The sequence below is a fragment of the Streptacidiphilus pinicola genome (genome assembly GCF_003258295.1).
GTDB classification, from domain to species: domain Bacteria; phylum Actinomycetota; class Actinomycetes; order Streptomycetales; family Streptomycetaceae; genus Streptacidiphilus; species Streptacidiphilus pinicola.
In genome coordinates this window covers 23,412-47,594 of sequence record NZ_QKYN01000041.1, presented here as the reverse complement: position 1 = coordinate 47,594, position 24,183 = coordinate 23,412, and the positions used below count along the sequence as shown (strand labels likewise).

At 69.6% G+C, this 24,183-nt stretch carries 19 protein-coding genes and 2 tRNA genes; 4 read left to right on the top strand and 17 right to left on the bottom strand.

Annotation, left to right across the window (positions count from 1 at the left end):
• Positions 1-205 precede the first annotated feature (205 nt).
• The gene (locus tag DN069_RS11840; RefSeq protein WP_111500884.1) at positions 206-2,137 is read right to left on the bottom strand and encodes a TIGR03960 family B12-binding radical SAM protein; all 1,932 of its coding nucleotides are present in this window, start codon (positions 2,135-2,137) and stop codon (positions 206-208) included.
• A 110-nt stretch (positions 2,138-2,247) separates the two neighbouring features.
• On the opposite strand from DN069_RS11840, the gene DN069_RS11835 reads away from it, so the two are divergent.
• The gene (locus tag DN069_RS11835; protein WP_111500883.1) at positions 2,248-3,255 is read left to right on the top strand and encodes an adenosine deaminase; all 1,008 of its coding nucleotides are present in this window, start codon (positions 2,248-2,250) and stop codon (positions 3,253-3,255) included.
• Positions 3,256-3,316: 61 nt separating this feature from the next.
• Here the strand turns inward: DN069_RS11835 and DN069_RS40890 are convergent, their stop codons facing one another.
• The 11 genes from DN069_RS40890 to DN069_RS11780 all read right to left on the bottom strand — a co-directional run bounded on the left by DN069_RS40890 (position 3,317) and on the right by DN069_RS11780 (position 17,184).
• Positions 3,317-4,342: a collagen-like domain-containing protein gene (locus DN069_RS40890; protein ID WP_207892125.1), complete on the bottom strand. Its 1,026-nt coding sequence runs from the start codon at positions 4,340-4,342 to the stop codon at positions 3,317-3,319.
• Between the two features lie 172 nt (positions 4,343-4,514).
• On the bottom strand, positions 4,515-5,615 hold the full coding sequence (locus DN069_RS11825; RefSeq protein WP_165845472.1) for a glycosyltransferase: 1,101 nt from the start codon (positions 5,613-5,615) through the stop codon (positions 4,515-4,517).
• 76 nt (positions 5,616-5,691) lie between these two features.
• A complete protein-coding gene (rodA, locus tag DN069_RS11820) occupies positions 5,692-6,894 on the bottom strand; it encodes a rod shape-determining protein RodA (protein WP_111500881.1) in 1,203 nt (400 codons plus the stop codon).
• On the bottom strand, positions 6,882-9,095 hold the full coding sequence (gene mrdA, locus DN069_RS11815; RefSeq protein WP_111500880.1) for a penicillin-binding protein 2: 2,214 nt from the start codon (positions 9,093-9,095) through the stop codon (positions 6,882-6,884). Before mrdA ends, rodA begins: the two co-directional genes overlap by 13 nt.
• 36 nt (positions 9,096-9,131) lie before the next feature.
• On the bottom strand, positions 9,132-9,848 hold the full coding sequence (gene mreD / locus DN069_RS11810) for a rod shape-determining protein MreD (protein WP_111500879.1): 717 nt from the start codon (positions 9,846-9,848) through the stop codon (positions 9,132-9,134).
• A 4-nt stretch (positions 9,849-9,852) separates the two neighbouring features.
• On the bottom strand, positions 9,853-10,791 hold the full coding sequence (gene mreC, locus DN069_RS11805) for a rod shape-determining protein MreC (RefSeq protein ID WP_111500878.1): 939 nt from the start codon (positions 10,789-10,791) through the stop codon (positions 9,853-9,855).
• A 60-nt stretch (positions 10,792-10,851) separates the two neighbouring features.
• Positions 10,852-11,877, bottom strand: coding sequence for a rod shape-determining protein (locus tag DN069_RS11800; RefSeq protein ID WP_111500886.1), 1,026 nt, complete (start codon positions 11,875-11,877; stop codon positions 10,852-10,854).
• A gap of 307 nt (positions 11,878-12,184) precedes the next feature.
• Positions 12,185-12,607, bottom strand: coding sequence for a nucleoside-diphosphate kinase (gene ndk, locus DN069_RS11795; RefSeq protein WP_111500877.1), 423 nt, complete (start codon positions 12,605-12,607; stop codon positions 12,185-12,187).
• Between the two features lie 111 nt (positions 12,608-12,718).
• Complete coding sequence (locus DN069_RS11790; RefSeq protein ID WP_111500876.1) at positions 12,719-13,060, bottom strand: DUF4233 domain-containing protein; 342 nt, start codon at positions 13,058-13,060, stop codon at positions 12,719-12,721.
• Positions 13,061-13,113: 53 nt separating this feature from the next.
• Entirely contained in the window at positions 13,114-14,454 is a 1,341-nt protein-coding gene (gene folC, locus DN069_RS11785; RefSeq protein ID WP_111500875.1) for a bifunctional tetrahydrofolate synthase/dihydrofolate synthase, read from the bottom strand.
• A 102-nt stretch (positions 14,455-14,556) separates the two neighbouring features.
• Positions 14,557-17,184: a valine--tRNA ligase gene (locus DN069_RS11780; RefSeq protein ID WP_111500874.1), complete on the bottom strand. Its 2,628-nt coding sequence runs from the start codon at positions 17,182-17,184 to the stop codon at positions 14,557-14,559.
• 148 nt (positions 17,185-17,332) lie between these two features.
• On the opposite strand from DN069_RS11780, the gene DN069_RS11775 reads away from it, so the two are divergent.
• A complete protein-coding gene (locus tag DN069_RS11775; RefSeq protein ID WP_243639114.1) occupies positions 17,333-18,097 on the top strand; it encodes a peptidylprolyl isomerase in 765 nt (254 codons plus the stop codon).
• A 49-nt stretch (positions 18,098-18,146) separates the two neighbouring features.
• Here the strand turns inward: DN069_RS11775 and clpX are convergent, their stop codons facing one another.
• The 5 genes from clpX to DN069_RS11750 form a co-directional block, all read right to left on the bottom strand.
• Positions 18,147-19,430, bottom strand: a complete 1,284-nt coding sequence (gene clpX / locus DN069_RS11770) for an ATP-dependent Clp protease ATP-binding subunit ClpX (protein ID WP_042425335.1) — start codon at positions 19,428-19,430, stop codon at positions 18,147-18,149.
• Positions 19,431-19,673: 243 nt separating this feature from the next.
• On the bottom strand, positions 19,674-20,333 hold the full coding sequence (locus tag DN069_RS11765; protein ID WP_111500873.1) for an ATP-dependent Clp protease proteolytic subunit: 660 nt from the start codon (positions 20,331-20,333) through the stop codon (positions 19,674-19,676).
• Positions 20,334-20,398: 65 nt separating this feature from the next.
• Positions 20,399-21,016 carry an ATP-dependent Clp protease proteolytic subunit gene (locus DN069_RS11760; RefSeq protein ID WP_042370496.1) on the bottom strand — a complete coding sequence of 206 codons (618 nt, stop codon included), beginning with the start codon at positions 21,014-21,016 and terminating at the stop codon, positions 20,399-20,401.
• Positions 21,017-21,258: 242 nt separating this feature from the next.
• Positions 21,259-22,662 (bottom strand): trigger factor, encoded by a 1,404-nt coding sequence (gene tig / locus DN069_RS11755; RefSeq protein ID WP_111500872.1) that lies wholly within the window; start codon positions 22,660-22,662, stop codon positions 21,259-21,261.
• A gap of 253 nt (positions 22,663-22,915) precedes the next feature.
• Positions 22,916-22,992 (bottom strand) — tRNA-Pro (locus tag DN069_RS11750).
• Between the two features lie 131 nt (positions 22,993-23,123).
• Between DN069_RS11750 and DN069_RS11745 the strand changes: the two genes are divergently transcribed.
• Together DN069_RS11745 and DN069_RS11740 are read left to right on the top strand one after the other, a co-directional pair.
• A tRNA-Gly gene (locus tag DN069_RS11745) sits at positions 23,124-23,197 on the top strand.
• Between the two features lie 188 nt (positions 23,198-23,385).
• Complete coding sequence (locus DN069_RS11740; protein ID WP_111500871.1) at positions 23,386-24,180, top strand: DUF6348 family protein; 795 nt, start codon at positions 23,386-23,388, stop codon at positions 24,178-24,180.
• The last annotated feature ends 3 nt before the right edge of the window (positions 24,181-24,183 follow it).

Here is a 24,183-nt window from a genome sequence, read left to right as displayed (position 1 = left end):
GCAGGAGTCCTTCCACCCCAACGCCTACGGCCAACAGGCCCTCGGCCAGTGCCTCGCCGACATCTCCGCCCAACCCTCCGGCGACTGGTCCTGCACCGGCACCCCCGCCCAACCCCCGTCCGCGATGACACTCAGTCAACTGCCCTGAGCACACGAAAGGGCGGCCCGGTCGGATGACCGGGCCGCCCTGTGCGTGCGACGCGCGCTACTGGTTGACGACCGTCAGCGGCAGCAGCTTCTTGCCCGTGGGGCCGATCTGAATCTGCGTGTCGAGCTGAGGACACACCCCGCAGTCGAAGCACGGGGTCCAGCGGCAGTCGTCGACCTCGACCTCTTCGAGGGCGTCCTGCCAGTCCTCCCAGAGCCAGTCCTTGTCGAGGCCGGAGTCCAGGTGGTCCCAGGGGAGGACCTCCTCGTACTGGCGCTCGCGGGTGGTGTACCAGGCCACGTCCACGCCGGTGCCGGCGAGGGCGGTCTCGGCGCAGCGGATCCAGCGGTCGTAGGAGAAGTGCTCGCGCCAGCCGTCGAAGCGGCCGCCGTCCTCGTAGACGGCGCGGATGACCGCGCCGACGCGGCGGTCGCCGCGGGAGAGGAGGCCCTCGATGAGGCCGGGCTTGCCGTCGTGGTAGCGGTAGCCGATGTTGCGGCCGTACTTGCGGTCGCCGCGGATCGCGTCGCGGAGCTTGAGCAGGCGCGCGTCGGTCTCCTCGACGCCCAGCTGCGGCGCCCACTGGAACGGCGTGTGCGGCTTGGGCACGAAGCCGCCGATGGAGACCGTGCAGCGGATGTCGTTGGTGCCGGTGACCTCGCGGCCCTTGGCGATGACGTTCTTCGCCATCTCGGCGATCTGCATCACGTCCTCGTCGGTCTCCGTGGGCAGACCGGCCATGAAGTACAGCTTCACCTGGCGCCAGCCGTTGCCGTACGCGGTGGCGACCGTGCGGATGAGGTCCTCCTCGGACACCATCTTGTTGATCACCTTGCGCAGGCGCTCGCTGCCGCCCTCGGGGGCGAAGGTCAGGCCCGAGCGGCGGCCGTTGCGGGAGAGCTCGTTGGCGAGGTCGATGTTGAACGCGTCGACACGGGTGGACGGCAGCGAGAGGCCGACCTTGTCCTCCTCGTACCGGTCGGCCAGGCCCTTGGCGATGTCGCCGATCTCGGTGTGGTCGGCTGAGGAGAGCGAGAGCAGGCCGACCTCCTCGAAGCCGGTGGCCTTCAGGCCCCGCTCGACCATCTCGCCGATGCCGGTGATGGAGCGCTCGCGGACCGGGCGGGTGATCATGCCCGCCTGGCAGAAGCGGCAGCCGCGGGTGCAGCCGCGGAAGATCTCCACCGACATGCGCTCGTGGACCGTCTCCGCCAGCGGCACCAGCGGCTGCTTCGGGTAGGGCCACTCGTCGAGGTCCATCACGGTGTGCTTGGACACGCGCCACGGCACGCCCGGACGGTTCGGCACCACGCGGGCGATGCGGCCGTCGGCCAGGTACTCGACGTCGTAGTAGCGCGGGACGTAGACGTTGCCGGTGCGCGCCAGGCGCAGCAGCAGCTCGTCCCGGCCGCCGGGGCGGCCCTCCTCCGCCTTCCAGGCGCGGATGATGTCCGTGATGTCGAGGACGGCCTGCTCGCCGTCGCCGACGACGGCGGCGTCGAGGAAGTCCGCGATCGGCTCCGGGTTGAACGCGGCGTGGCCGCCGGCCAGGACGATCGGGTCGTCCTCGGTACGGTCGGCCGCGAGCAGCGGAATGCCGGCCAGGTCGAGGGCGGTGAGCATGTTCGTGTAGCCGAGCTCCGTGGAGAAGCTCAGGCCGAACACGTCGAAGGCCTTGACCGGACGGTGGGCGTCGACCGTGAACTGCGGGACGCCGTGCTCGCGCATCAGCGCCTCGAGGTCGGGCCAGACGCTGTAGGTGCGCTCGGCCAGCACACCCTCGCGCTCGTTGAGGACCTCGTACAGGATCATGACGCCTTGGTTCGGGAGACCGACCTCGTACGCGTCCGGGTACATGAGGGCCCAGCGGACATCGGAGGCGTCCCAGTCCTTGACGGTCGAGTTGAGCTCGCCGCCGACGTACTGGATCGGCTTCTGGACGTGCGGGAGGAGGGCCTCCAGGCGCGGGAAGACCGACTCGACAGGCATCAGAGGTAGGGACTTTCGTGTGGACACCGGGGTGACCCTCAAGGTTACCGCAGGGTCTAGGGTGTGTGGTTTGACCCGATTGTCCGCACCACACCAGAGGTAGTCGCGCTGTGTCACCGATCCCCAAGGCGGAACTGCACCTGCACATCGAGGGCACGCTGGAGCCCGAGCTGGCCTTCGAGCTGGCGCACCGCAACGGGGTGGACCTGCCCTACGCGGACCCGGAGCAGCTGCGGTCCGCCTACGCCTTCTCCGACCTGCAGTCGTTCCTTGACCTCTACTACCAGCTGATGGACGTGCTGCGGACCGAGGACGACTTCACCGCGCTGGCCGAGGCCTACCTCGCCCGCGCGGCGCGCGAGGGCGTCCGGCACGCGGAGATCTTCTTCGACCCGCAGGCGCACACCTCGCGGGGCGTGGAGCTGGACGCGGTGGTGCGCGGCCTGCGGCGGGCGCTGGACGCGGCGCCGGAGCGGCACGGCATCAGCACGAAGCTGATCATGTGCTTCCTGCGGGACCTGCCGCAGGAGTCGGCGCTCGCGACCTTCGAGGCCTGCCGGCCATACTTCGGCGTGGCCATCGCGGGTGTGGGCCTGGACTCGGCGGAGGTCGGGAACCCGGCGTCGAAGTTCGCGGACGTCTACCGGCTGGCCCGCGAGGCCGGCCTGCGCCTGGTCGCCCACGCGGGCGAGGAGGGCGGCCCCGAGTACGTGCGCGAGGCGCTGGACGTGCTGGGGGTCGAGCGGATCGACCACGGCATCCGGGCCATAGAGGACCCGGAGCTGGTGGAGCGGCTGGTGCGGGAGCGGATCCCGCTGACCGTCTGCCCGTTCTCGAACGTCCGGCTGCGGTGTGTGGACACCCTCGCCGACCACCCGCTGCCGGCGATGCTCGCGGCCGGGCTGCTGGTGACGGTCAACTCGGACGACCCGGCGTACTTCGGCGGCTACGTGGACGAGAACTTCGCCGGGATCCGCGAGGCGCTGGACCTGACGGACAGCCAGCTGCGGGTGCTGGCCCGCAACTCCTTCGAGGCCTCGTTCCTGGAGGACGACGAGGAGCGGCGCAAGGCACTGCTCGCGGAGGTCGACGCGTACCGCTTCCCGGGGCAGGGCTGATCGCACGCCCCGCCCTGCCCCGCACAGACGCGGGGCAGGGCGGGGCGTGCGGAGCGCCTCGTCACTCCACGGGGCGGGCCGCCGGCAGCTCCGGCGGGATGTGCCGGACGGTCATCGGCTGCGCCGTGATCTCCGTCCAGCCGTTCGGGCAGGACACGTCCTTCGCCGGGTGCCCGGGGCTCGCGCCGGTGGCGAAGTCGCAGGTGGTTCCGTAGACGGCGCCACCGGTGGTGTAGGCCTCCACGAAGAGCGTGTTGCCGTGGTCGGACAAGCCCACGCCGCAGGGCGTGATGTTCGTCCCGATGGCCTGGGTCTGGACCCACACAGTGGCACCGCCGGGAGGCGCGTCCTTCATGTCGCCGACATCGATGTGACCGTTCTTGACGACACCGGTGTAGAGGATGGACCCGTGCACCCAGGTGTCGATGTTCTGGCAGGTGCCGGATGCACCCGTCGCGCCGGTGGCGCCCGTGGCACCCGTGTTTCCGGTCGGGCCGGTGGCGCCGGTCGCGCCATTGTTGCCCGTCGGGCCGGTGGCGCCGGTCGCACCGTTGTTGCCCGTCGGACCCGTGGCACCGGTCGCACCGTTGTTGCCCGTCGGACCCGTGGCACCCGTCGCGCCGTTGCCAGTCGGACCCGTGGCACCCGTCGCGCCGTTGTTGCCCGTCGGACCCGTGGCACCCGTCGCACCGTTGTTACCCGTCGGACCCGTGGCACCCGTCGCGCCGTTGCCAGTCGGACCCGTCGCACCCGTCACACCGTTGTTACCCGTCGGACCCGTCGCACCCGTCGCACCCTTGGGGCCGGTGGCGCCCTTCGCGCCGGGTGGGCCCTTGGGGCCGCGGGCGCCGGGCGGGCACTTGCAGTGCTTCTCGTGCTCGTGGCACTTGTGCTTCTTGGGCGGCGGCTTGCCCCAGTCCGGCGCAGGCGCAGGGACCGCCCGGTGCACGAGGACGGGCCTGGCGGGCGCGGGGGCCTTCAGGACGACGGAGGTGTGCGTCGCCGCGACTTCCGCGGCGATCGCCGTCACCTGCGGAGTCAGCAGCGCGCCCGTGAGCGCGGCGACGCCGCCGACTCCCACGGCCACTCGTGCGAACGTCCGCGGCACGGGTCTGGAGCCCTGGTGATCCGAATTCACTTCTGCCTCGCATTCACTGGTTCCGCGATGTCGAGGCGTCAGATCCCACCCGGGGCACCATCCGTATCACTATCCGATGACCACACCATTCGGTCGGGGTACAGCGGACGACCAAAGGGCCCTAGGAAGTTGAATCCGACACAGGAAGCTCGCTGACGAACCATCCGAGGTTGGCGCGCACCCTCTCCGCCTGCGGGTTGTCGCGCAGCGCGCGCACGCCTGCCTGCAGCGCCTCCTCGTGGCGGCCCGAGTTGCCGAGGCAGACGGAGAGAAAGTCCCAGGGAGCCCAGCCGTGGTCGCGGTCGCGGACGAAGCCCTCGGACGGGCGCGACCGTGCCGCCGCCGCCGCGCTGAAGAACGGCACCGCGCGGGCCCAGTCACACTGCTCGTAGGGGATCATGCCGGCCACCATCCATGCCTCGGGGCGGGTCGGGTCCAGCAGCACGGCCTGCACCGCCACCTCCCCGGCCTCCGCGCTGCGACCGACGGCCTGCAGGCACTCCGCCCGCGACATCAGCGCGAAGTACCGCTCCCAGGCGGGTTGAGACAGCGTCAGGACTTCCGCGTAAGCCACCTCCGCCTCCTCGTGGCGGCCCAGATCGCGCAGCTCGTTGGCGCGGTAGTAGAGCGTGCGGGGGGAGCGGTCGCCGCCCGCGTAAAGCTTCTCCAGGATGCGCAGATTGCGCCCCTCGTCCGCGGCGGCCTGCGCCTCGGTCCGACGGTGCTCGACCACCAGCTGCGGGACCTCGCGGATACGGGCCTGCGTGATGTCCACGACCTCGTGGATCGCCCCGGCCCAGCGCAGGCCGGCGGCACGGCGCAGCACGCGTTCGCGCAGGGTGGTGAAGGTGGGCGCACCCGTGTTCTCGTCGAAGGCGCAGTGGTACGGCGAGATCAGCGCGTCGACGTCCTCCTCCAGCTCCGCGAGCACGCGCACGAACGCCTGCTGCGCGGCCGGAGGGACGCGGTCGTCGGCGTCGAGCCAGATGATCCAGTCGCCGCCGCAGGCGTCGAGGCTGGCGTTGCGCGCGGCGGCGAAGTCGTCCGTCCACGGGACGTCGACGACGCGGGCGCCGGCGGCGCGGGCGAGCTCCTGGGTGCCGTCGGTGCTGCCGGTGTCGGCCACCACGAGTTCGTCGCAGAAGACGGAGGCGTCGGCGAGGACGGCGGCGATCGACTCCGCCTCGTCCTTCACGATCATGGAAAGCGAAACGCGGGCCATGGGACCGATTCTCGGTCGCATGGCCCGCGTGGGGTCCGGAGGCGAGGCCCGACGTCGCCGGATTCGCTCCGTTGCACTATCCCGCTATCGACCGCTGTATCTTCACCGACTGCAGCAAGCCGATCCCGATCCAGATCGCGAACATCGACGAGCCGCCGTAGCTGACGAACGGCAGCGGGATGCCCGCGACCGGCATGATGCCCAGCGTCATGCCGATGTTCTCGAAGCCCTGAAAGGCGAACCAGGTCACCACGCCCGCCGCCAGGATGGTGCTGTAGAGGTCCGTCGCCTCGCGGGCGATGCGGCAGGCGCGCCACAGGATGATGCCGAGCAGACCGATGATCACCATGCAGCCGACGAAGCCGAGCTCCTCGCCCGCGACGGTGAAGACGAAGTCGGTCTGCTGCTCGGGGACGAACTGGCCGGTGGTCTGGGTGCCGTGGAAGAGGCCCTTGCCGAGCAGGCCGCCGGAGCCGATCGCGATGCGGGCCTGCGCGGTGTTGTAGCCGACGCCGGCCGGGTCGAGCGTGGGGTCGGCGAAGGCCGCGAAGCGGGCGATCTGGTACTGCTTCAGGATGTGCAGCTGGACCACCGCGGTGGCGCCGATCGTGCCGACCACGGCGAGGCCGGCCAGCCAGCGCATGGAGGCGCCCGAGGCGAGCAGCAGGCCCAGGATGATGACGACCATGACCATGGTCGAGCCCAGGTCCGGCATCATCAGCACGATGCCCATCGGCACCGCGGCCAGGCCGAGCGCCTGGAGGATGGAGCGGCTGTTGGGCCGCTGCATCTCCCCCGCGTCGACGCGCGCGGACAGTATCGTCGCGACGATCAGGATGATGGAGATCTTGCAGAACTCCGAGGGCTGCATGGAGAAGCCGCCGCCGAGGACGATCCACGAGTGCGCGCCGTTCACCGTCGAGCCGAGTGGGCTCAGGACGGCGAGGACGCCGAGGATCGACAGGCCGTAGAGGAACGGCACGGCGGTGCGCAGCCGGTGGTGGCCGAGCAGCACGATGCCGGCGGTGAGGCCGATGCCGATCGCGAGGTTCACCAGGTGGCGAACCAGGAAGTACTGCGGGTCGCCGTGGTTGATCTCGACCCGGGAGCGCGTCGCGGACCAGACCAACAGCGAGCCGATGCCGGAGAGCGCCAGCGCGGCCAGCACCAGGACCCAGTCCATCCGCCGCAGCGGTGAGTCGCGTTCGAGCAGCCGCGCCATCCCGTCCCGTTGGGGCCGGTAACGCGGCGCGGACCAGGAGGGGTTCAGGCCTGCCATCCGTCGGCCCTCCGCTCAGGTGCGAGGGCGGCGATGTCCAGCGCGGCGAGCAGCGGCGCCTGCCGGTCGGGCTCGGTCGCCTGCGGCAGCTGCGGCACGCTGTAGTCGACCGGGCTGGTGACGGTGCCGTCGGCGTGGAAGGCCGGCAGCTGGTTCAGCGCCGGCGGGTGGATCGCCTTGCTCGGGTCGATCGAGTTGTTGGCCTGGATGCCGTAGAGCGCGTTGTAGATGTTGCGCACCGCCGGACCGGAACCGCCGGAACCCGTACCACCCTGAGAGATCGTCATCACGATCGCGTAGTCCTTGGTGTACGTGTCGAACCAGGACGTGGTCTGCTTGCCGACGACCTCCGCGGTACCGGTCTTGGCGTGCAGCTGGATCTTGTCCTGCGGCCAGCCCTGGAATTTCCAGGCGGCGGTACCGCTGGTCACGACGTTGGCGGTGGCCTGGTCGATGTAGCTGATCATCGCCGGGGTGTCCGGCAGGTGGCCCTGGACGACCGGCTGGACCGTCTGCACCTGCTTGCCGCCAGGGCTGACGATGGCCTTGGTCAGCTCCGGCTGGTAGATCGTGCCGCCGTTGGCCAGCGCCGAGTAGATCCGGGCCATCTGGATCGGGGTGACCAGCGTGTCACCCTGGCCGATCGCGTAGTTGACCTCGTCACCGGCTCGCAGCGTGGCGAAGTCGGCGCAGTCCTCGGTGGCGATGGCCTTCAGGTACGCGTCGGTCTCCGTCTTGGCCTGCTTGCACCAGGTGTCCTTCATGGCGTTGTAGTAGTCGATGTGCCACTGACGGTCCGGGACGCGGCCCTTGACCTCGCCCGGCAGGTCGATGCCGGTCACGGCGCCGAGACCGAACTGGTGCGCGGTCTTGAACAGCCAGTCCTTCGGGGCCTTCGGCTTGGTGCCGCCGTCGGAGAGCCACTGCTGGTAGGCGATGTTGTAGAAGACGGTGTCGCAGGAGACCTCGAGCGCCTTCGACAGGTTGATGGCGCCGAAGTTCTCGCCCTCGAAGTTCTTGAAGACACGCCCGCCGATGGTCATCGACGAGGTGCAGGGGAACGTCGAGTCGAAGTTGTAGCCCGCGTTGAGGGCGCCGGTCGTGCTGACCACCTTGAAGGTCGAACCCGGCGCGCTCTGGCCCTGGATCGCCCGGTTCAGCATCGGGTAGTCCGAGGACGTGCTGTTCAGGTTGGCGTAGTCCTTGGCCGAGATGCCGCCGGACCAGATGTTCGGGTCGTAGGTCGGCGCACTCGCCATGGCGATGATCTTGCCGGTGTGCACGTCCATCACCACGACCGCGCCGGAGTCGGCCTTGAAGTTCTCGTGGGTGACGGTGTCGTAGGTGCCGCGCAGGGTGATCAGCGCCTGCTGCAACTGCTGCTCGGCGATGGCCTGGACGCGGGCGTCGATGCTGGTGACCACCGAGTCGCCCGGGACCGCGGCGTTGCCGCCGGCGGTGCCGATGACCCGGCCGAGGTTGTCCACCTCGAGGTTGCTGGTGCCGTTGGTGCCGCGCAGCGCCTTGTCGTACTGGTACTCCAGACCGGCGCGGCCGACCTGGTCGGACGGGGCGAGCGACGACTTGCCGCTCGGGTCGGTGGCGGCGTTGATCTCGTCCTGGGTGACCGGGGAGAGATAACCCAGTATCTGCGCCGCGTTGGCCTTGTCGGGCGCCGGGTAGGTGCGCACGGCGGCCGGGGTGGCGGTGACGCCGGGGAAGTCCTCCTGGCGCTCCATGATCTGCATGGCCTGCTGGGTGGTGGCCGTCTGCGTCACCGGGATCGGCTGGTAGGGCGAGCCGTTCCAGCACGGCGCCGGGGTCTTGGCGTCGCAGAGCCGGACCTTCTCCTCCACCTGCTGGTAACCGAGGCCGAGCACCTGTCCGAGCCGGGTCAGCACGGCCTTGCCGCCGTCCTTCTGCCCTATCAACGAGGTGCGGGAGACGGAGACGACCAGCTTGGTGGTGTTGGTGGCCAGCGGCACTCCGTTGGCGTCGAGGATCTCGCCGCGCACGGCCGGGACGACGACGGTGCGGATGTGGTTGGACGAGGCCTGCTGGACGTACGAGGCGCCGTCACGGATCTGCAGGTACCAGAGCCGGCCACCCAGCGTGCCGAGCAGGGAGAGGACCAGCACCTGGAGCACCAGCAGCCGGCCGGTGATCTTCCGGGTGCGGCCCGTCTCCGGGATGTTGCCCACGTCGGTTCCCCTCCTGGTTCCGCGGTTCCGCTCGGACTAGTTCTTGAGTGCCTTGCCGGCCAGACGGCTGAGCCGGCCGCCGCGGCCGGGCTTGCTGCCCGTACCGGAGCCCGAGCCGAAGCCGGGGACGGTGCCGAGGCCGGAGGTGCCGCCGGTGCGGGTACCGCGGTCGGCGAAGAAGGTGCCGCGCCGGTTCAGGCCGATCCGGCGCATCTTGGGCGCGGGTCCCTGCCCGGCGCCGCCCGCGGCCGGGTCGGTGACGGTGCGTCGGGCCAGCGCCATGACGCCGGGCACGACGAACGGCGCGAGCAGCACGTCGTAGATCAGCGAGGAGAACAGCAGCCCGGTCAGCCCGACGTGCCGGGCGGCGGTGTCACCGACGAGCGCCCCGACGCCCGCGTAGAGCAGCGTGGAGCCGACGGCCGCGGCGGCGACCACCATCAGCGGCGTCAGCACCGAGCGCAGCTGGCCGTTCTCCGGCTTGAGCAGACCCGCGACGTAGCCGACGACGCAGAGCACCAGCGCGTAGCGGCCGACCGCGTGGTCGGACGGCGGGGCGAGGTCGATGAACAGGCCGCCGAAGAAGCCGATCAGGCAACCGGTGACGTGCCCGTAGACCAGCGCGAGGCCGATCACGACGAGCAGCAGCAGGTCCGGCACGGCGCCGGGCAGGCCCAGCCGGGCCAGGATGCTGACCTGGACGACCATCGCGGCCACGATGAGCGCCGCGGAGAGCAGGAAGCGCTGGATCATACCGTCACCTCTTCTTCTTCGCGGTGCCGGACGGCGTGGCGGTCGCCGACGGGGTCGGCGTGGGGGACGGCGCGGGCGGGGCCTGCTTCGGCGGCAGCACCGCGAAGCGCGGGTCCGTCGCCGGCGGCTGCACCACGACGCCGACCAGGTCCAGCTTGGTGAAGCTGACGAACGGCTGGACCAGCACCGTCTTCGTCAGCTCGCCGGGGGTGTTGACGATCTGGGTGATCGTGCCGAACGGAACGCCCGGCACGAACGGCTTGTCGTTCTCGGAGCCGAAGGTGACCAGCCGGTCCCCCACCTTGGCGGCGGCGTGGCCGTTGAGCAGCTCCACCCGCATCGGGGCGTCGCCCTCACCGGTGCCGAAGCCGACCTCGCCGCTGCCCTCCAGTCGGGCGCCGACGGTGAACCGCGGGTCCACCGCGAGCAGCACCGTGGCGGTGGTCGGCGCGACGGTGGTGACCCGGCCGACCAGGCCGTCGCCGTTGATGACGGTCTGGTCGCGCTGGATGCCGTCGTTGCTGCCGATGTCGATGGTGATGGTCCAGGAGAAGTTCTGACTGGACCCTATGGCCACGACCTGGGCGACCTTGATCGTGTACTGGCCCGCCCCCGCCAGCCCCAGCAGCTTGGACAGCTGGCCGTCGCGGGACTTCACCAGGTCGGAGGAGGACAGCTGCTGACGCAGCAGCTCGTTCTGCTGCTCCAGCGCGCGGATCCGGTCGGCCTGGCTGCCGGAGTCCCGCAGCGAGTGCAGGCCGTCGGCGACCGGGCTGACCAGCCGTGACACGCCGCTCTCCACCGGCCCGAACACCGAGGCGGCGGCGGAACGCGGCCCGTTCAGCGGCGAGTCGTCACCCCCGCGGATGTCCACGGTGATCAACGCGAACGCGACCGCCACCAGCAGGATCAGCAGGAGTCGGCTCTCTCGTGTGTCCCTCACGGTTCTCGGCGGAGCCCTTCAGGTCGTGACGCGAAGTGAGCGGATTGGCCTTGCTTGGGTTCAGCGGCGCGGCTGGGCGTCGAGGACCTGCTGGAGCGCCTCGAACTCCTCGACGCACTTGCCGGAGCCGAGCGCGACGGAGTCCAGCGGGTTCTCGGCGATGTGCACCGGCATGCCGGTCTCGCGGCGCAGCCGCTCGTCCAGGTTGCGCAACAGGGCGCCACCACCAGTGAGAACGATGCCGCGGTCCATGATGTCACCGGCGAGTTCCGGCGGGCACTGGTCCAGGGTGGTCTTGACGGCGTCGATGATGGTGTTGACCGGCTCCTCGATCGCCTCGCGCACCTCGGCGGCGGAGATGACGACCGTCTTGGGGAGTCCGCTGACCAGGTCGCGGCCGCGGATCTCGCTGTGCTCCTCCTTGTCCCCGTCGCTGGGGTAGGCGGAACCGATGGTCATCTTGATCTGCTCGGCGCTGCGCTCACCCAGGAGGAGCGAGTACTCCTTCTTGATGTGCTGGATGATCGCGTTGTCCAGCTCGTCGCCGGCCACCCGGATGGACTGCGCGGTGACGATGCCGCCCAGCGAGATCACCGCCACCTCGGTGGTGCCGCCGCCGATGTCGACGACCATGTTGCCGGTGGCCTCGTGGACCGGCAGGCCCGCGCCGATCGCGGCCGCCATGGGCTCTTCGATGATGTGCACCTGGCGCGCGCCGGCCTGCGCCGACGCCTCGATCACGGCGCGGCGCTCGACCCCGGTGATGCCGCTGGGCACGCAGACCACGACCCGCGGACGGGCCAGGTAGCGGCGGCGGTGGATCTTCAGGATGAAGTAGCGGAGCATCCGCTCGGTGATCTCGAAGTCGGCGATAACGCCGTCCTTGAGCGGGCGGATCGCGACGATGTTGCCGGGCGTGCGCCCGATCATCTTCTTGGCCTCGGCGCCCACCGCGAGGATGCCGCCGGTATTGGTGTTGACGGCCACCACTGACGGTTCGTTGAGGACGATCCCTCGGCCCCTGACGTACACCAACGTATTGGCCGTACCGAGGTCCACAGCCATGTCACGGCCGATGAACGACATGTTGTTCGCCATGGGGTGGGGGCCTTCCCGGGCTCGCGGTTTTCGGGTGCGACGGCGGCGGATGCAGGCGGAACGCCGACTCACTGGCCGTCAGTTACTGACCATGAACGAAGCTGCCGTCGGGCAGTCACCATGGTAGCGACGGGACCTTTATCGCCATTGTCCGTGCAGACGATCGGATATCCCGCCATTGGGACGCCGTGTGTCGGCGTTCGGTTCTCCACGGTCCGGGTACGGACCGTGGAAATTCCGTGAGAAAGGTGTGCGGTGACGCGGCTCAGGCGTGATCAGGCGCGATCAGGCGCGATCAGGCGTGAGCGGGAAAGAAAATCTTGATCTCGCGCGCGGCGGACTCCTCGGAGTCCGAGGCGTGGATGAGGTTCTCCCGGGTGATCGTGGCGAAATCCCCGCGAATGGTGCCGGGGCCGGCCTCGAGCGGGTTGGTCTTGCCGGCGAGGACCCGAATGCCCTCGATGACGCTCTCACCCTCGACGATCATGGCCACCGACGGACCGGAGGACATGAAGCCCATCAGCGGCTCGTAGAACGGCTTGCCGACGTGCTCGGCGTAGTGCTGCTCCAGCGTCGCGGTGTCCAGGGTGCGCAGCTCCATGGCCGCGATACGCCAGTTCGCCTTCCGCTCGATCCGGGAGACGATCTCGCCGATCAGGCCCCGGGCCACGGCGTCGGGCTTGAGCAGGACCAGCGTGCGCTGGGACGTCGAGGACATGGGACGACTCCCGGGAGTTCGTGATGTGATGATCGACACTGAGACTACCGGAGGGGTGTCACAACTTTCGCGGCGGGAGTCCTTTTGGATTCACCCGCGCGGGGTGCTGTGCTACGCCTGTGCGGCTTGGGCCGCACGGGTGGCCTTGATCGTGTCGATCTTCCGGCCGTAGTGGACGGACGCCCACCACAGACCGGCGAAGATCACGCCGAGTCCGTACATCATTCCGACAATCGCGCCACTGGCGATCAGCGCGATCTGCAGCGCCCACCCGACGGCCACCGCGCCGCGCCGACCGAGCACGCCGCACAGCAGCACGCAGAGCAGCATCGCCGCGCCCGACACCGACCACAGCGTCGCCGCGGACACATGCGAGAGCCGCATCGCGACGAGCGCGGCGAAGCCGATGACCATGGCTTCGCTGATCAGCGTGGAGGAACAGAGGGTACGCACGGAGACAGCTTAGACGCCGCCGTTCGGAGGGCGGACGCCAGGGGCGCGAGGCTCTACTTCTTGCCGAGCAGGATGCGGGCCTCGCCGACGGTGATGATGGAGCCGGTGACGAGGACGCCCGCGCCGCCGAGGTCGCCCTCCTCCTCGGCGAGGGTGACCGCGGCTTCGATGGCGTCGTCGAGGCGGGGCTCGACGTGGACGCGGTCGGCCCCGAAGACGTCGACGGCGATCTCGGCGAGGCGGTCGACGTCCATCGCACGCTGCGTGGAGTTCTGGGTGACCACGATCTCGGCCAGGACCGGCTCCAGGGCCTCCAGGACACCGCTGACGTCCTTGCCGCCCGACGGCGAGAACACGCCGACCAGCCGGGTGAAACCGAAGGACTCGCCGATCGCATCGGCCGTTACCCGGGCTCCGCCCGGGTTGTGGGCGGCGTCCAGGACGATGGTGGGGCTGCGGCGGACGACCTCGAGGCGGCCGGGCGAGCTGACGCCGGCGAAGGCCGCACGGACCTTGTCGATGTCCAGCGACCCGTGGTGCGCGGCGCCCACGCCGAAGAAGCCCTCGACCGCGGCCAGCGCGATCGCCGCGTTCTGCGCCTGGTGGGCGCCGTGCAGCGGGAGGAAGACGTCCTCGTACTCGTGACCGCCGATCCCCCGGAGGGTGACCAGCTGGCCGCCGACCGCGACGTCGCGCCGCAGCACGCCGAACTCCATGCCCTCACGGGCGACCGTCGCGTCGACCTCGACGGCGCGACGCAGGATCACCTCGGCGGCGTCCAACGGCTGCTGGGCGACGACGGCGAGGCCGCCCTCCTTGACGATCCCGGACTTCTCGCCCGCGATCGCGGCGTGGGTGTCGCCGAGGTGGTCGGTGTGGTCCAGCGAGATCGGGGTGATCACGGAGACGACCGCGTCGATGACGTTGGTCGCGTCCCAGGTGCCGCCCATCCCGACCTCGACAACGGCGACGTCGACCGGGGCGTCCGCGAAGCAGGCGTACGCCATGCCGGTGACGACCTCGAAGAAGGACATCGGGATCGGCTGCTGGGCGTCGACCATGGCGATGTACGGCTTGATGTCCTCGTACGTCTGGATGAACAGCTCGGGGCTGATCGGCTCACCGTCGAGGCTGATGCGCTCGGTGATGGACTCGACGTGCGGGCTGGTGTAGCGGCCGGTGCGCAGCTCGAAGCTGCGCAGCAGCTGCTCGATCATGCGCGCCGTGCTGGTCTTGCCGTTCGTGCCGGTGATGTGGATGGACGGGTAGGACCGTTGAGGCTGGCCCAGGATGTCCATCAGGGCCGTGATCCGCTCCAACGAGGGATCGATCTTGGTCTCCGGCCACTTGCCGGTCAGTTCCGCGGTTACCGCGTTCAGCTCGGTGTCGCTCACGTCGCAAGTTTACGGACGTCCCCGCACCTTTCCGACCAGGTGTACCCGCAGCACGCAAAAGCGCGGGGTGCTGCCGGCCGGCAGCACCCCGCGCCCTGACGGCTACGCCTTCGGGAGAGCCGCCAGCTGCGCCGTGAGGCGCTCGATGTCCTCGGTCGCCTTGGCGAGGCGGCCGCGGATCTTGTCGACCGCGGCCGGGGCCGCCTTGGCGAGGAAGGCCTCGTTGGAGAGCTTCGCGTTGGCCTGGGCCAGCTCCTTCTCCGCCGCCGCCAGGTCCTTGCCGAGGCGCTTGCGCTCGGCCTCGACGTCGATCGCGCCGGAGAGGTCCAGCGCGACCGTCGCGCCCGCGATCGGGAGGGTGGCCGTCGCGTGGAAGCCCTCCTCCGCCGGGGTGAGGCGGGCCAGCGACCGCAGCGCGCCCTCGTGGGCGACCAGCGGGGTGCCGGACAGCGTCAGCTGGGCCGCGACCTTCTGGCCGGGCTTGAGGCCCTGGTCGGAGCGGAAGCGGCGGACCTCGGTGATGACCTGCTGCAGCAGCTCGATCTCCTTCTCCGCGTCCTTGTCACGGAAGCCGCTGTCGGCCGGCCACGGGGCGATGACGACCGACTCGCCGCCGGTGAGCGTGGTCCACAGCGCCTCCGTCACGAACGGCGTGATCGGGTGCAGCAGACGCAGCGTCACGTCCAGCACCTCGCCCAGCACGCGCCGCGTGGCGTCGGCGGCAGGGCCACCGGCCGCCAGCGTGGACTTGGTCAGCTCGACGTACCAGTCGAAGACCTCGTCCCAGGCGAAGTGGAACAGCGCGTCGGACAGCTTGGCGAACTGGTAGTCGTCGTAGAGGCCGTCCACCTCGGCGACGGTCTCGTTGAGCCGCGACAGGATCCAGCGGTCGGCGGCGCTCAGCTGCTCCGCGGCCGGGAGCGGGCCCTCCACGGTCGCGCCGTTCATCAGCGCGAAGCGGGTGGCGTTCCAGACCTTGTTGCAGAAGTTGCGCGAGCCCTGGACCCAGTCCTCGCCGATCGGCACGTCCGCGCCGGGGTTGGCGCCCTTGGCCAGGGTGTAGCGGACCGCGTCCGCGCCGTAGGCGTCCATCCAGTCCAGCGGGTCGACCGCGTTCGGGTTGGACTTCGACATCTTCTTGCCGAACTCGTCGCGCACCAGGCCGGTCAGGGCGATGGTGTGGAACGGCGCCTGACCGTCCATCGCGTACAGGCCGAACATCATCATCCGGGCGACCCAGAAGAAGATGATGTCGTGGCCGGTCAGCAGCACGTCGGTCGGGTAGAACTTGGCCAGGTCCGGCGTCTGCTCGGGCCAGCCCAGCGTCGAGAACGGCCACAGGCCGGAGGAGAACCAGGTGTCGAGGACGTCCTCGTCCTGACGCCAGCCCTCGCCCGTCGGCGGCTCCTCGTTCGGGCCGACGCAGACGACCTCGCCGTCCGGGCCGTACCAGATCGGGATCCGGTGGCCCCACCACAGCTGGCGCGAGATGCACCAGTCGTGCATGTTGTCGACCCAGTCGAAGTAGCGGCGCTCCAGCTCCTTCGGGTGGATCTGGACGCGGCCGTCACGGACCGCGTCGCCGGCGGCCTCGGCCAGCGGGGCGACCTTGACCCACCACTGCATCGACAGCCGCGGCTCGACGACCGTGTGGCAGCGCGAGCAGTGGCCGACGGCGTGGACGTACGGGCGCTTCTCGGCGACGATGCGACCCTGCTCGCGCAGCGCGCCGACGACGGCCGAGCGGGCCTCGAAGCGGTCGAGCCCGAGGAAGGGGCCGTGCACGGTGATCAGGCCGCGCTCGTCCATGACCGTGAGGTTGGGCAGGTCGTGGCGACGCCCGATCTCGAAGTCGTTCGGGTCGTGGGCGGGGGTGACCTTGACCGCGCCGGTGCCGAACTCCGGGTCGACGTGCTCGTCGGCGACGACCGGGATGGTGCGGTCGGTGAGCGGCAGCTTGATCTGACGGCCGATCAGGTGCGCGTAACGCTCGTCCTCCGGGTGGACCGCCACCGCGGTGTCGCCCAGCATCGTCTCGGCGCGGGTGGTCGCGACGACGATGCTGTCGTCCCCCTCGCCGTAGCGGATGGAGATCAGCTCGCCGTCGCGGTCCTCGTGCTCGACCTCGATGTCGGACAGCGCGGTGAGGCAGCGCGGGCACCAGTTGATGATGCGCTCGGCGCGGTAGATCAGCCCGTCCTCGAAGAGCTGCTTGAAGATGGTGAGGACGGCCGCGGACAGCCCCTCGTCCATGGTGAAGCGCTCACGGGACCAGTCCACGCCGTCGCCCAGGCGCTTCATCTGGCCGAGGATCCGGCCGCCGTACTCCTGCTTCCACTGCCAGGTGCGCTCGACGAAGGCCTCGCGGCCGATGTCGTGGCGGGACAGGCCCTCCTCGGCGAGCTGCTGCTCGACCTTGTTCTGGGTGGCGATGCCCGCGTGGTCCATGCCCGGCAGCCACAGGGCCTCGTAGCCCTGCATGCGCTTGCGGCGGACGAGGGCGTCCATCAGCGTGTGCTGGAAGGCGTGGCCCAGGTGCAGCGAACCGGTGACGTTCGGCGGCGGGATGACGATCGTGTACGGCGGCTTGTCGCTCTTCTCGTCGGCCCGGAAGTAACCGCGCTCTACCCAGCGCTCGTACAGCGGCCCCTCTACCTGAGCCGGCGCGTACTGCGTCGGCAATGTCTCGAGGGCGCTGTCGACCCCGGCGTCGGCGGGGTGCTGGTTCATTTCGGTCACGACGGCAAGTTTAGAGTGCGGCGGCCCATGGTCACGAACGCTTTCGTTCGGCGAAACGGCGGCCCCTTGTGCGTGCCCCACGCCCCGCACCGGCCACACTTGTGCCCTGACAGACAGGCAAGGTCGAGAGGAAGCACACGTGAGCGAGGACCCGGGCGCCGCTCGGCGGGCGCGGATGGAGGCGCTGCGCGCCCAGGAGAAGGCCAAGGCGCGGCAGCGCAGGACGCTGGGCATCGGCGCGGCGGTGCTGGTGGTGCTGCTCGCCGTCGGCGGCATCCTGTGGGCGACACTCGGCTCGTCGAAGTCGTCGTCCAGCACGGCCGGTGGGGCGTTCTGCGGCAACGTCGCCTCGGGCAGCCCGAGCAACAAGCAGTGGCCGCAGCCCCCGGCGATGAGCATCGACACCAAGGCGACCTACACGGCCACGTTGAAGACCTCCTGCGGTGACGTCGGCCTGAAGCTGGACGCCACGCACGCGCCGAAGACGGTGAACAACTTCGTCTTCCTGGCCCAGCAGGGCTTCTTCGACCACAGCCACTGCCACCGGCTCACCACCGCCGGCATCTACGTGCTGCAGTGCGGCGACCCGACGGCGACGGGCACCGGCAGCCCGGGCTACAAGTTCGACGACGAGTACCTGAACGACCCGGCGATCCAGGGCGGCACCTACCCGGCAGGCACCCTGGCCATGGCCAACTCGGGCCCCAACACCAATGGTTCGCAGTTCTTCCTGGTCTACAAGGACAGCCAGCTCTCGGCGAACTACACCCCGTTCGGCACCATCACCTCGGGGCTGGACATCCTCAACCACATCGCCCGGGACGGGAGTGACAACTCCAACGGCCAGGGCGACGGCAAGCCGAACGACAACGTGGTGATCAACTCGGTCGCCGTCGCGAAGTAACGCGAAAGGGGGCCCGGGGCGAAGCCCCGGACCCCCTTCGGCTGCGTTCTCAGGCGCTCTTCTCGCGGCGCTCGCGCTGGGCGCGCAGGTCGCGCGGGACCAGCGTCGGGTTCACGTGCTTGAGGACCACGTCGTCGTCGACGACCACGCGGGCGACGTCCTTGCGCGAGGGCACCTCGTACATCACGGACATCAGCACCTCCTCCATGATCGCGCGCAGACCGCGGGCGCCGGTGGAGCGCTTGATCGCCTGGTCGGCGATGGCCTCCAGGGCCTCGGTGGTGAACTCCAGCTCCACGCCGTCCAGCTCGAACAGCCGCCGGTACTGCTTGACCAGCGCGTTCTTCGGCTCGGTGAGGATCTGCAGCAGCGCGTCCCGGTCGAGGTTGTGCACCGAAGTGATCACCGGCAGACGGCCGATGAACTCGGGGATCATGCCGAACTTGACCAGGTCCTCCGGCATGACCTCGCGGAACAGGTCGCTGGAGTCGATCTCGTGCTTGGAGCGGATCGGGGCGCCGAAGCCGATGCCCTTCTTGCCCGCGCGGCCCTCGATGATGCGCTCCAGGCCGGAGAAGGCGCCACCCACGATGAACAGCACGTTCGTGGTGTCGATCTGGATGAACTCCTGGTGCGGGTGCTTGCGCCCGCCCTGCGGCGGCACCGAGGCCGTCGTCCCCTCGAGGATCTTCAGCAGCGCCTGCTGCACGCCCTCGCCGGAGACGTCACGGGTGATCGACGGGTTCTCGCTCTTGCGGGCGACCTTGTCGATCTCGTCGATGTAGATGATCCCGGTCTCGGCCTTCTTGACGTCGTAGTCGGCCGCCTGGATCAGCTTGAGCAGGATGTTCTCGACGTCCTCGCCGACGTAGCCGGCCTCCGTCAGCGCCGTGGCGTCCGCGATCGCGAACGGCACGTTCAGCATCCGGGCCAGGGTCTGCGCCAGCAGCGTCTTGCCGGAGCCGGTGGGGCCCAGCAGCAGGATGTTGGACTTGGCCAGCTCGATGCCGTCGTCGCGGCCGTGCTTGCCGTTCTCGCCCGCCTGCACGCGCTTGTAGTGGTTGTAGACGGCGACGGAGAGGGCCTTCTTGGCGACCTCCTGGCCGACGACGTAACCGTCGAGGAACTCGTAGATCTCGCGGGGCTTGGGCAGCTCCTCGAAACGGACCTCGGAGGTCTCCGCGAGCTCTTCCTCGATGATCTCGTTGCACAGGTCGATGCACTCGTCGCAGATGTACACGCCGGGCCCGGCAATGAGCTTCTTCACCTGCTTCTGGCTCTTGCCGCAGAACGAGCACTTGAGCAGGTCGCCACCGTCACCGATGCGTGCCACGAGGTGCTTCCCCTTCGCCAAAGGCTCCCTAAGGGGCGGGAGCCTGGTGCTTGGTATCCGACGGTACTCCGTCAGGAGCCGCGATTCGCCGTGTTCGACGGCTTCCCACTTCCGCCCTGGGCGAATAAACGAATCGGCCGGATCAGGATGTCGGTACTGACGATGGTGCCAGGCGCCGCCCCCGGCTCCAAGAGCGGGGGGCGGTCTGGCTGCGTGGTACTGGTCTCAGCTGGGCGCCGGCGATCAGACCGCTTCGGTCTTGCGGGTGGTGATGATCTGGTCGATGAAGCCGTACTGCAGGGACTCCTCGGCGGTGAGGATCTTGTCTCGCTCGATGTCCTCGGAGATCTCCTGCTGGCTCTTGTGCGAGTGCTTGGAGAGCAGCTCCTCCAGCAGCTCGCGCATGCGCTGGATCTCGTTGGCCTGGATCTCCAGGTCCGAGACCTGGCCGCGGCCGGTCTCGGTGTACGGCTGGTGGATCAGCACGCGGGCGTTCGGCAGCGCCATGCGCTTGCCCGGGGTGCCGGCCGCCAGCAGCACGGCCGCGGCGGAGGCCGCCTGGCCCATGCAGACCGTCTGGATGTCGGGCTTGACGTACTGCATCGTGTCGTAGATCGCCGTGAGCGCGGTGAAGGAGCCGCCGGGCGAGTTGATGTACATGGAGATGTCCCGGTCCGGGTCCATCGACTCCAGGCACAGCAGCTGGGCCATGATGTCGTTCGCCGAGGCGTCGTCGACCTGGGTGCCCAGGAAGATCACGCGCTCCTCGAAGAGCTTGGCGTAGGGGTTGTACTCGCGGTAACCCTGCGAGGTGCGCTCGACGAAGCTGGGCAGGATGTACCGGCCCTCGGCGATCATGTTGTCGACGCGCGACTGCGCGGCGGACAGGCTGGGGATGTTCATCGGGTTCTTCCGTCCTCCGGGACGATGGTCGACTGGGGGGCGACTGGGTGGTGGTGCAGAGGGGCTCAGGCGCCCGTGCCGCCGCCACCGGGGACGTCCGAGGCGCTGTGCATGATCTGGTCGATCAGGCCGTACTCCTTGGCCTCGACCGGGGTGAACCAGCGGTCGCGGTCGGAGTCCTTGGTGATCTGATCCACCGTCTGACCGCTGTGCTCGGCGATGAGTTCGGCCATCCGGTGCTTCATCCGGACCAACTGCTGGGCCTGGATGCGGATGTCGGTCGCGGAGCCGCCGAGGCCGGCCGAGGGCTGGTGCATCAGGATCTCGGCGTTCGGCAGCGCGAATCGCTTGCCCTTGGCACCGGCCGTGAGGAGGAACTGGCCCATCGAGGCGGCCATGCCCATCGCGATGGTGACCACGTCGTTCTTGATGTACTGCATGGTGTCGTAGATCGCCATGCCGGCCGTCACCGAGCCGCCCGGGGAGTTGATGTAAAGGAAGATGTCCTTTTCCGGGTCCGCGGCGAGCAGCAGCAGCTGCGCGGTGATCTTGTTCGCGATGTCGTCGTCGACCTGCTGGCCGAGGAAGATGATGCGCTCGTTGAGCAGACGGTTGTAGACCTGGTCTCCCAGACCGCCACCGCCGATGTCGCCGGCGGCACGCGGGGTCACAAGCCCGGGCATGGAGATCTGCGGAATCGTCACGTATCCACCTGCTCGTTGTTGACACGACGGCTGGTCGTCGAGGGCCGCCGTCACAGCGTTTCCACCGACCCTAACGCGCGGCCCTGGTCCGGCCATCCCTCAAAACCGACCTGTTCGCTTTGAGCGTCACGCGTCGTGCTCTGCGCGAACACGCGCATACACGACAGGGCCCGGACCGCGTGGAGCGGTCCGGGCCCTGTTTCAGGTCAACGCGGGGAGGCTCAGGCCTCCTCGGTCTCCTCGGCGGCGGCCTCGACCTCGACGGTCTCGACGGCCTCGGAGACCTCGCCGTCCTCGTCCTCGTCGTCGGCGAAGTCGACGACGTTGCCCTCGGTGTCGACGACCTTGGCGGCCTCGACGACGGACGCCAGGGCCTTTCCGCGGACGACCTCACCGACGAGCAGCGGCACCTGGCCGCCCTGGACGACCTGCTGGGCGAACTGGTCCGGCGTCATGCCGGAGCCGGCGGCGCGGCGCAGCAGGTGCTCGGTGAGCTCCTCCTGGGAGACACCCAGCTCCTCCTTGGCCGCGATGGCGTCCAGCACGAACTGGGTCTTGATGCCCTTCTTGGCCTGCTCCTCGAGCTCGGCGTCGAACTCCTCGGCCGTCTTCTCCTGAAGCTTCAGCCAGGCGTCCATGTCGATGCCCATCTGGGGCAGCTGGTGGTGCTCCAGGTTGTGCTTGCGGGTCTCGATCTCGTCCGCGAGCAGCTTCTCCGGGTAGGGCATCTCGACCAGCTCGAGCAGCTTGTCGAGGACGCGCTCCTGGGCCTGGGTGGCCTGGTCGAACTCCTTCATGCGGGCGAGCCGCTTGCGGGAGTCGTCCTTCAGCTCGTCCAGGGTGTCGAACTCGCTGGCCATCTGGGCGAACTCGTCGTCCAGCTCCGGGAGCTCCTTCTCCTGCACCGCGGTGACGGTGACGGTGACCTCGGAGTCCTGGCCCGCGGCGGAGCCGCCCTTGAGCTCGGTGGTGAAGGTCGCCGTGCCGCCGGCCTCCAGGCCGATGACGGCCTCGTCGATGCCGTCCAGCAGGCGGCCGGAGCCGATCTCGTAGGTCACGCCGGTGGCGGTGCCGTCCTCGGGGACCTCACCGTCGACCTTGGCCTCGAGGTCCACGACCACGACGTCGCCCTCGGCGGCGGCGCGCTCGACGGCCTTGACCGAGGAGAAGCGCTCGCGCAGCTGCTCCAGGCTCTTCTCGACGTCCTCGTCGGTGACCTCGATCGGGTCGACCTCGATCTCGATGCCGTCGAACTCGGGCAGGGTGATCTCGGGACGGATGTCCACCTCGGCGGTGAACTTCAGGTCGCCGCCGTCGGCGAGCTTCTCGACACCCTCGATCTCGGTGATCTCCGGCTGGCCGAGGACGTCGATCTTGCCCTCTTCGACCGCCTGGCCGTAGAACTTCGGCAGCGCGTCGTTGACGGCCTCCTCCAGCACGGCACCGCGGCCGAAACGCTGGTCGATGACGCGAGCCGGGATCTTGCCCTTACGGAAACCCGGAACCGTGACCTGCTGGTTGATCTTCTTGTACGCCGCGTCGAGGCTGGGCTTGAGCTCCTCGAAGGGCACCTCGACGGTGAGTCGAACCCGGGTCGGGTTCAGAGTCTCCACGGCGCTCTTCACGGTTGGGTCTCCTTGGGGGCTTTACGGTCGGGTTGTCCGCCACGGCCCGGTCTTCGGGCACACGGCGAGACGGGTGATGCGTCCTTGTGACTAATCGCCCGCCGGGCTGGTCGGTGGACCCCGCGCACCCGCGATCTCGCCGCGGTGCGCAGACGCCACCAGCGACCCATCCTACCGGTACCACAATCAGCCTTCGCCCCGACGGCCCCGGCCGCTGTTCTCGCAGCTCAGGACGGGTGCGTTCGCCCGTGAATGGTCGGGGTGACCGGATTCGAACCGACGACCTTCCGCTCCCAAAGCGGACGCGCTACCAAACTGCGCCACACCCCGTTCGTCTCGCGAGACGTAGCGTACATGCTGCACGGGCGCCACCCATGCGAATTCTGCTTCGACGCCGCCCAGGTCAAGTGGTGTGCATCCGGCGGCCTGCGTCCGCTACCCTGATCCCCGGCGCAAGCCCCGCGGGCGTAGCTCAATGGTAGAGCCCTAGTCTTCCAAACTAGCTACGCGGGTTCGATTCCCGTCGCCCGCTCCAACAGTCCGGCCCCAGCTCAGCGACTCGGTCGCAGAGCTGGGGCCGTTCTGCGTTCCGGCGGCGTTCGGCGCCCACCCGGGGGCGGCCCCGGGAGTGGGGGCAGACCTTAGCGCTCCATCAGGGTCCGTGGGGACGTATGCGCGGTACGCTCAGCGCGGCTTCACAGGGGCTTCACGAGAGGCGGCAGGGTGCGGGCCGAGCAGCGGCTGGACGTGATTCGGCGCAGCGTGGTGCGGGAGATGGCCGCGCTCGGGCGCCGGTTCCGGGTCGAGGAGCAGGTCGTGCGCGGCCCCGGGAGCACCGCCGTGGCCGTGCGCGAGCACCGCGATCCCGGCTCCGCCCCGCACCTCGACCTCGGCTACGTGCTGCGGCTGGGCGACGGCGAGGGGCCGGTCGTCTGGGACTGCGTGAGCGGGCTGGGCCGCACCGAGGAGCAGCGGCTGGAGAACGGCGTCCGGATGTGGCGCACCACGACCGCCGGCGCGGTCGTCGAGCTGCTGGAGCGGCGCGGCGTGCACGGTGACGTCTTTCCGCCCGGGGTGCCCGCGGGGGTGCCCGAATGGCATTCGGTGCAGGGCCCGGCGGCGGTCTTCGGCTTCCGCAGCGAGCCGCTCAGTGCCTGGGTGGAGGGCAACCACCTGCTGCCCGCGCTCGCCGCGGAGGTGCTGCCGCACCTGGGCGCGCACTCGCTGCACGGGGTGCGGGTCTTCTTCGGGGGACGCGAGGGCGACGAGGTCGCCGAGGTACGCGTCGACGGCGAGCCGGCGCCCGCCGCCTCCGCCGCGCTGCGGGCGCTCGGCTGGCCGCGCGGGCAGCACCTCGCCTGGGCGCGGTGCTTCCTGCTGCTCACCCGGGACCCGGACGCGTTGCGGGACGCAGAAGCCGCGCCGACGGCGACGCCCTCCGTTCCGGCGCCCCCTGCGGGCGCACGGACGCGGAGTCAGTCGCCCGCGCCCATGGCCCTGCTGCGCCGGCTGCTCTGACCG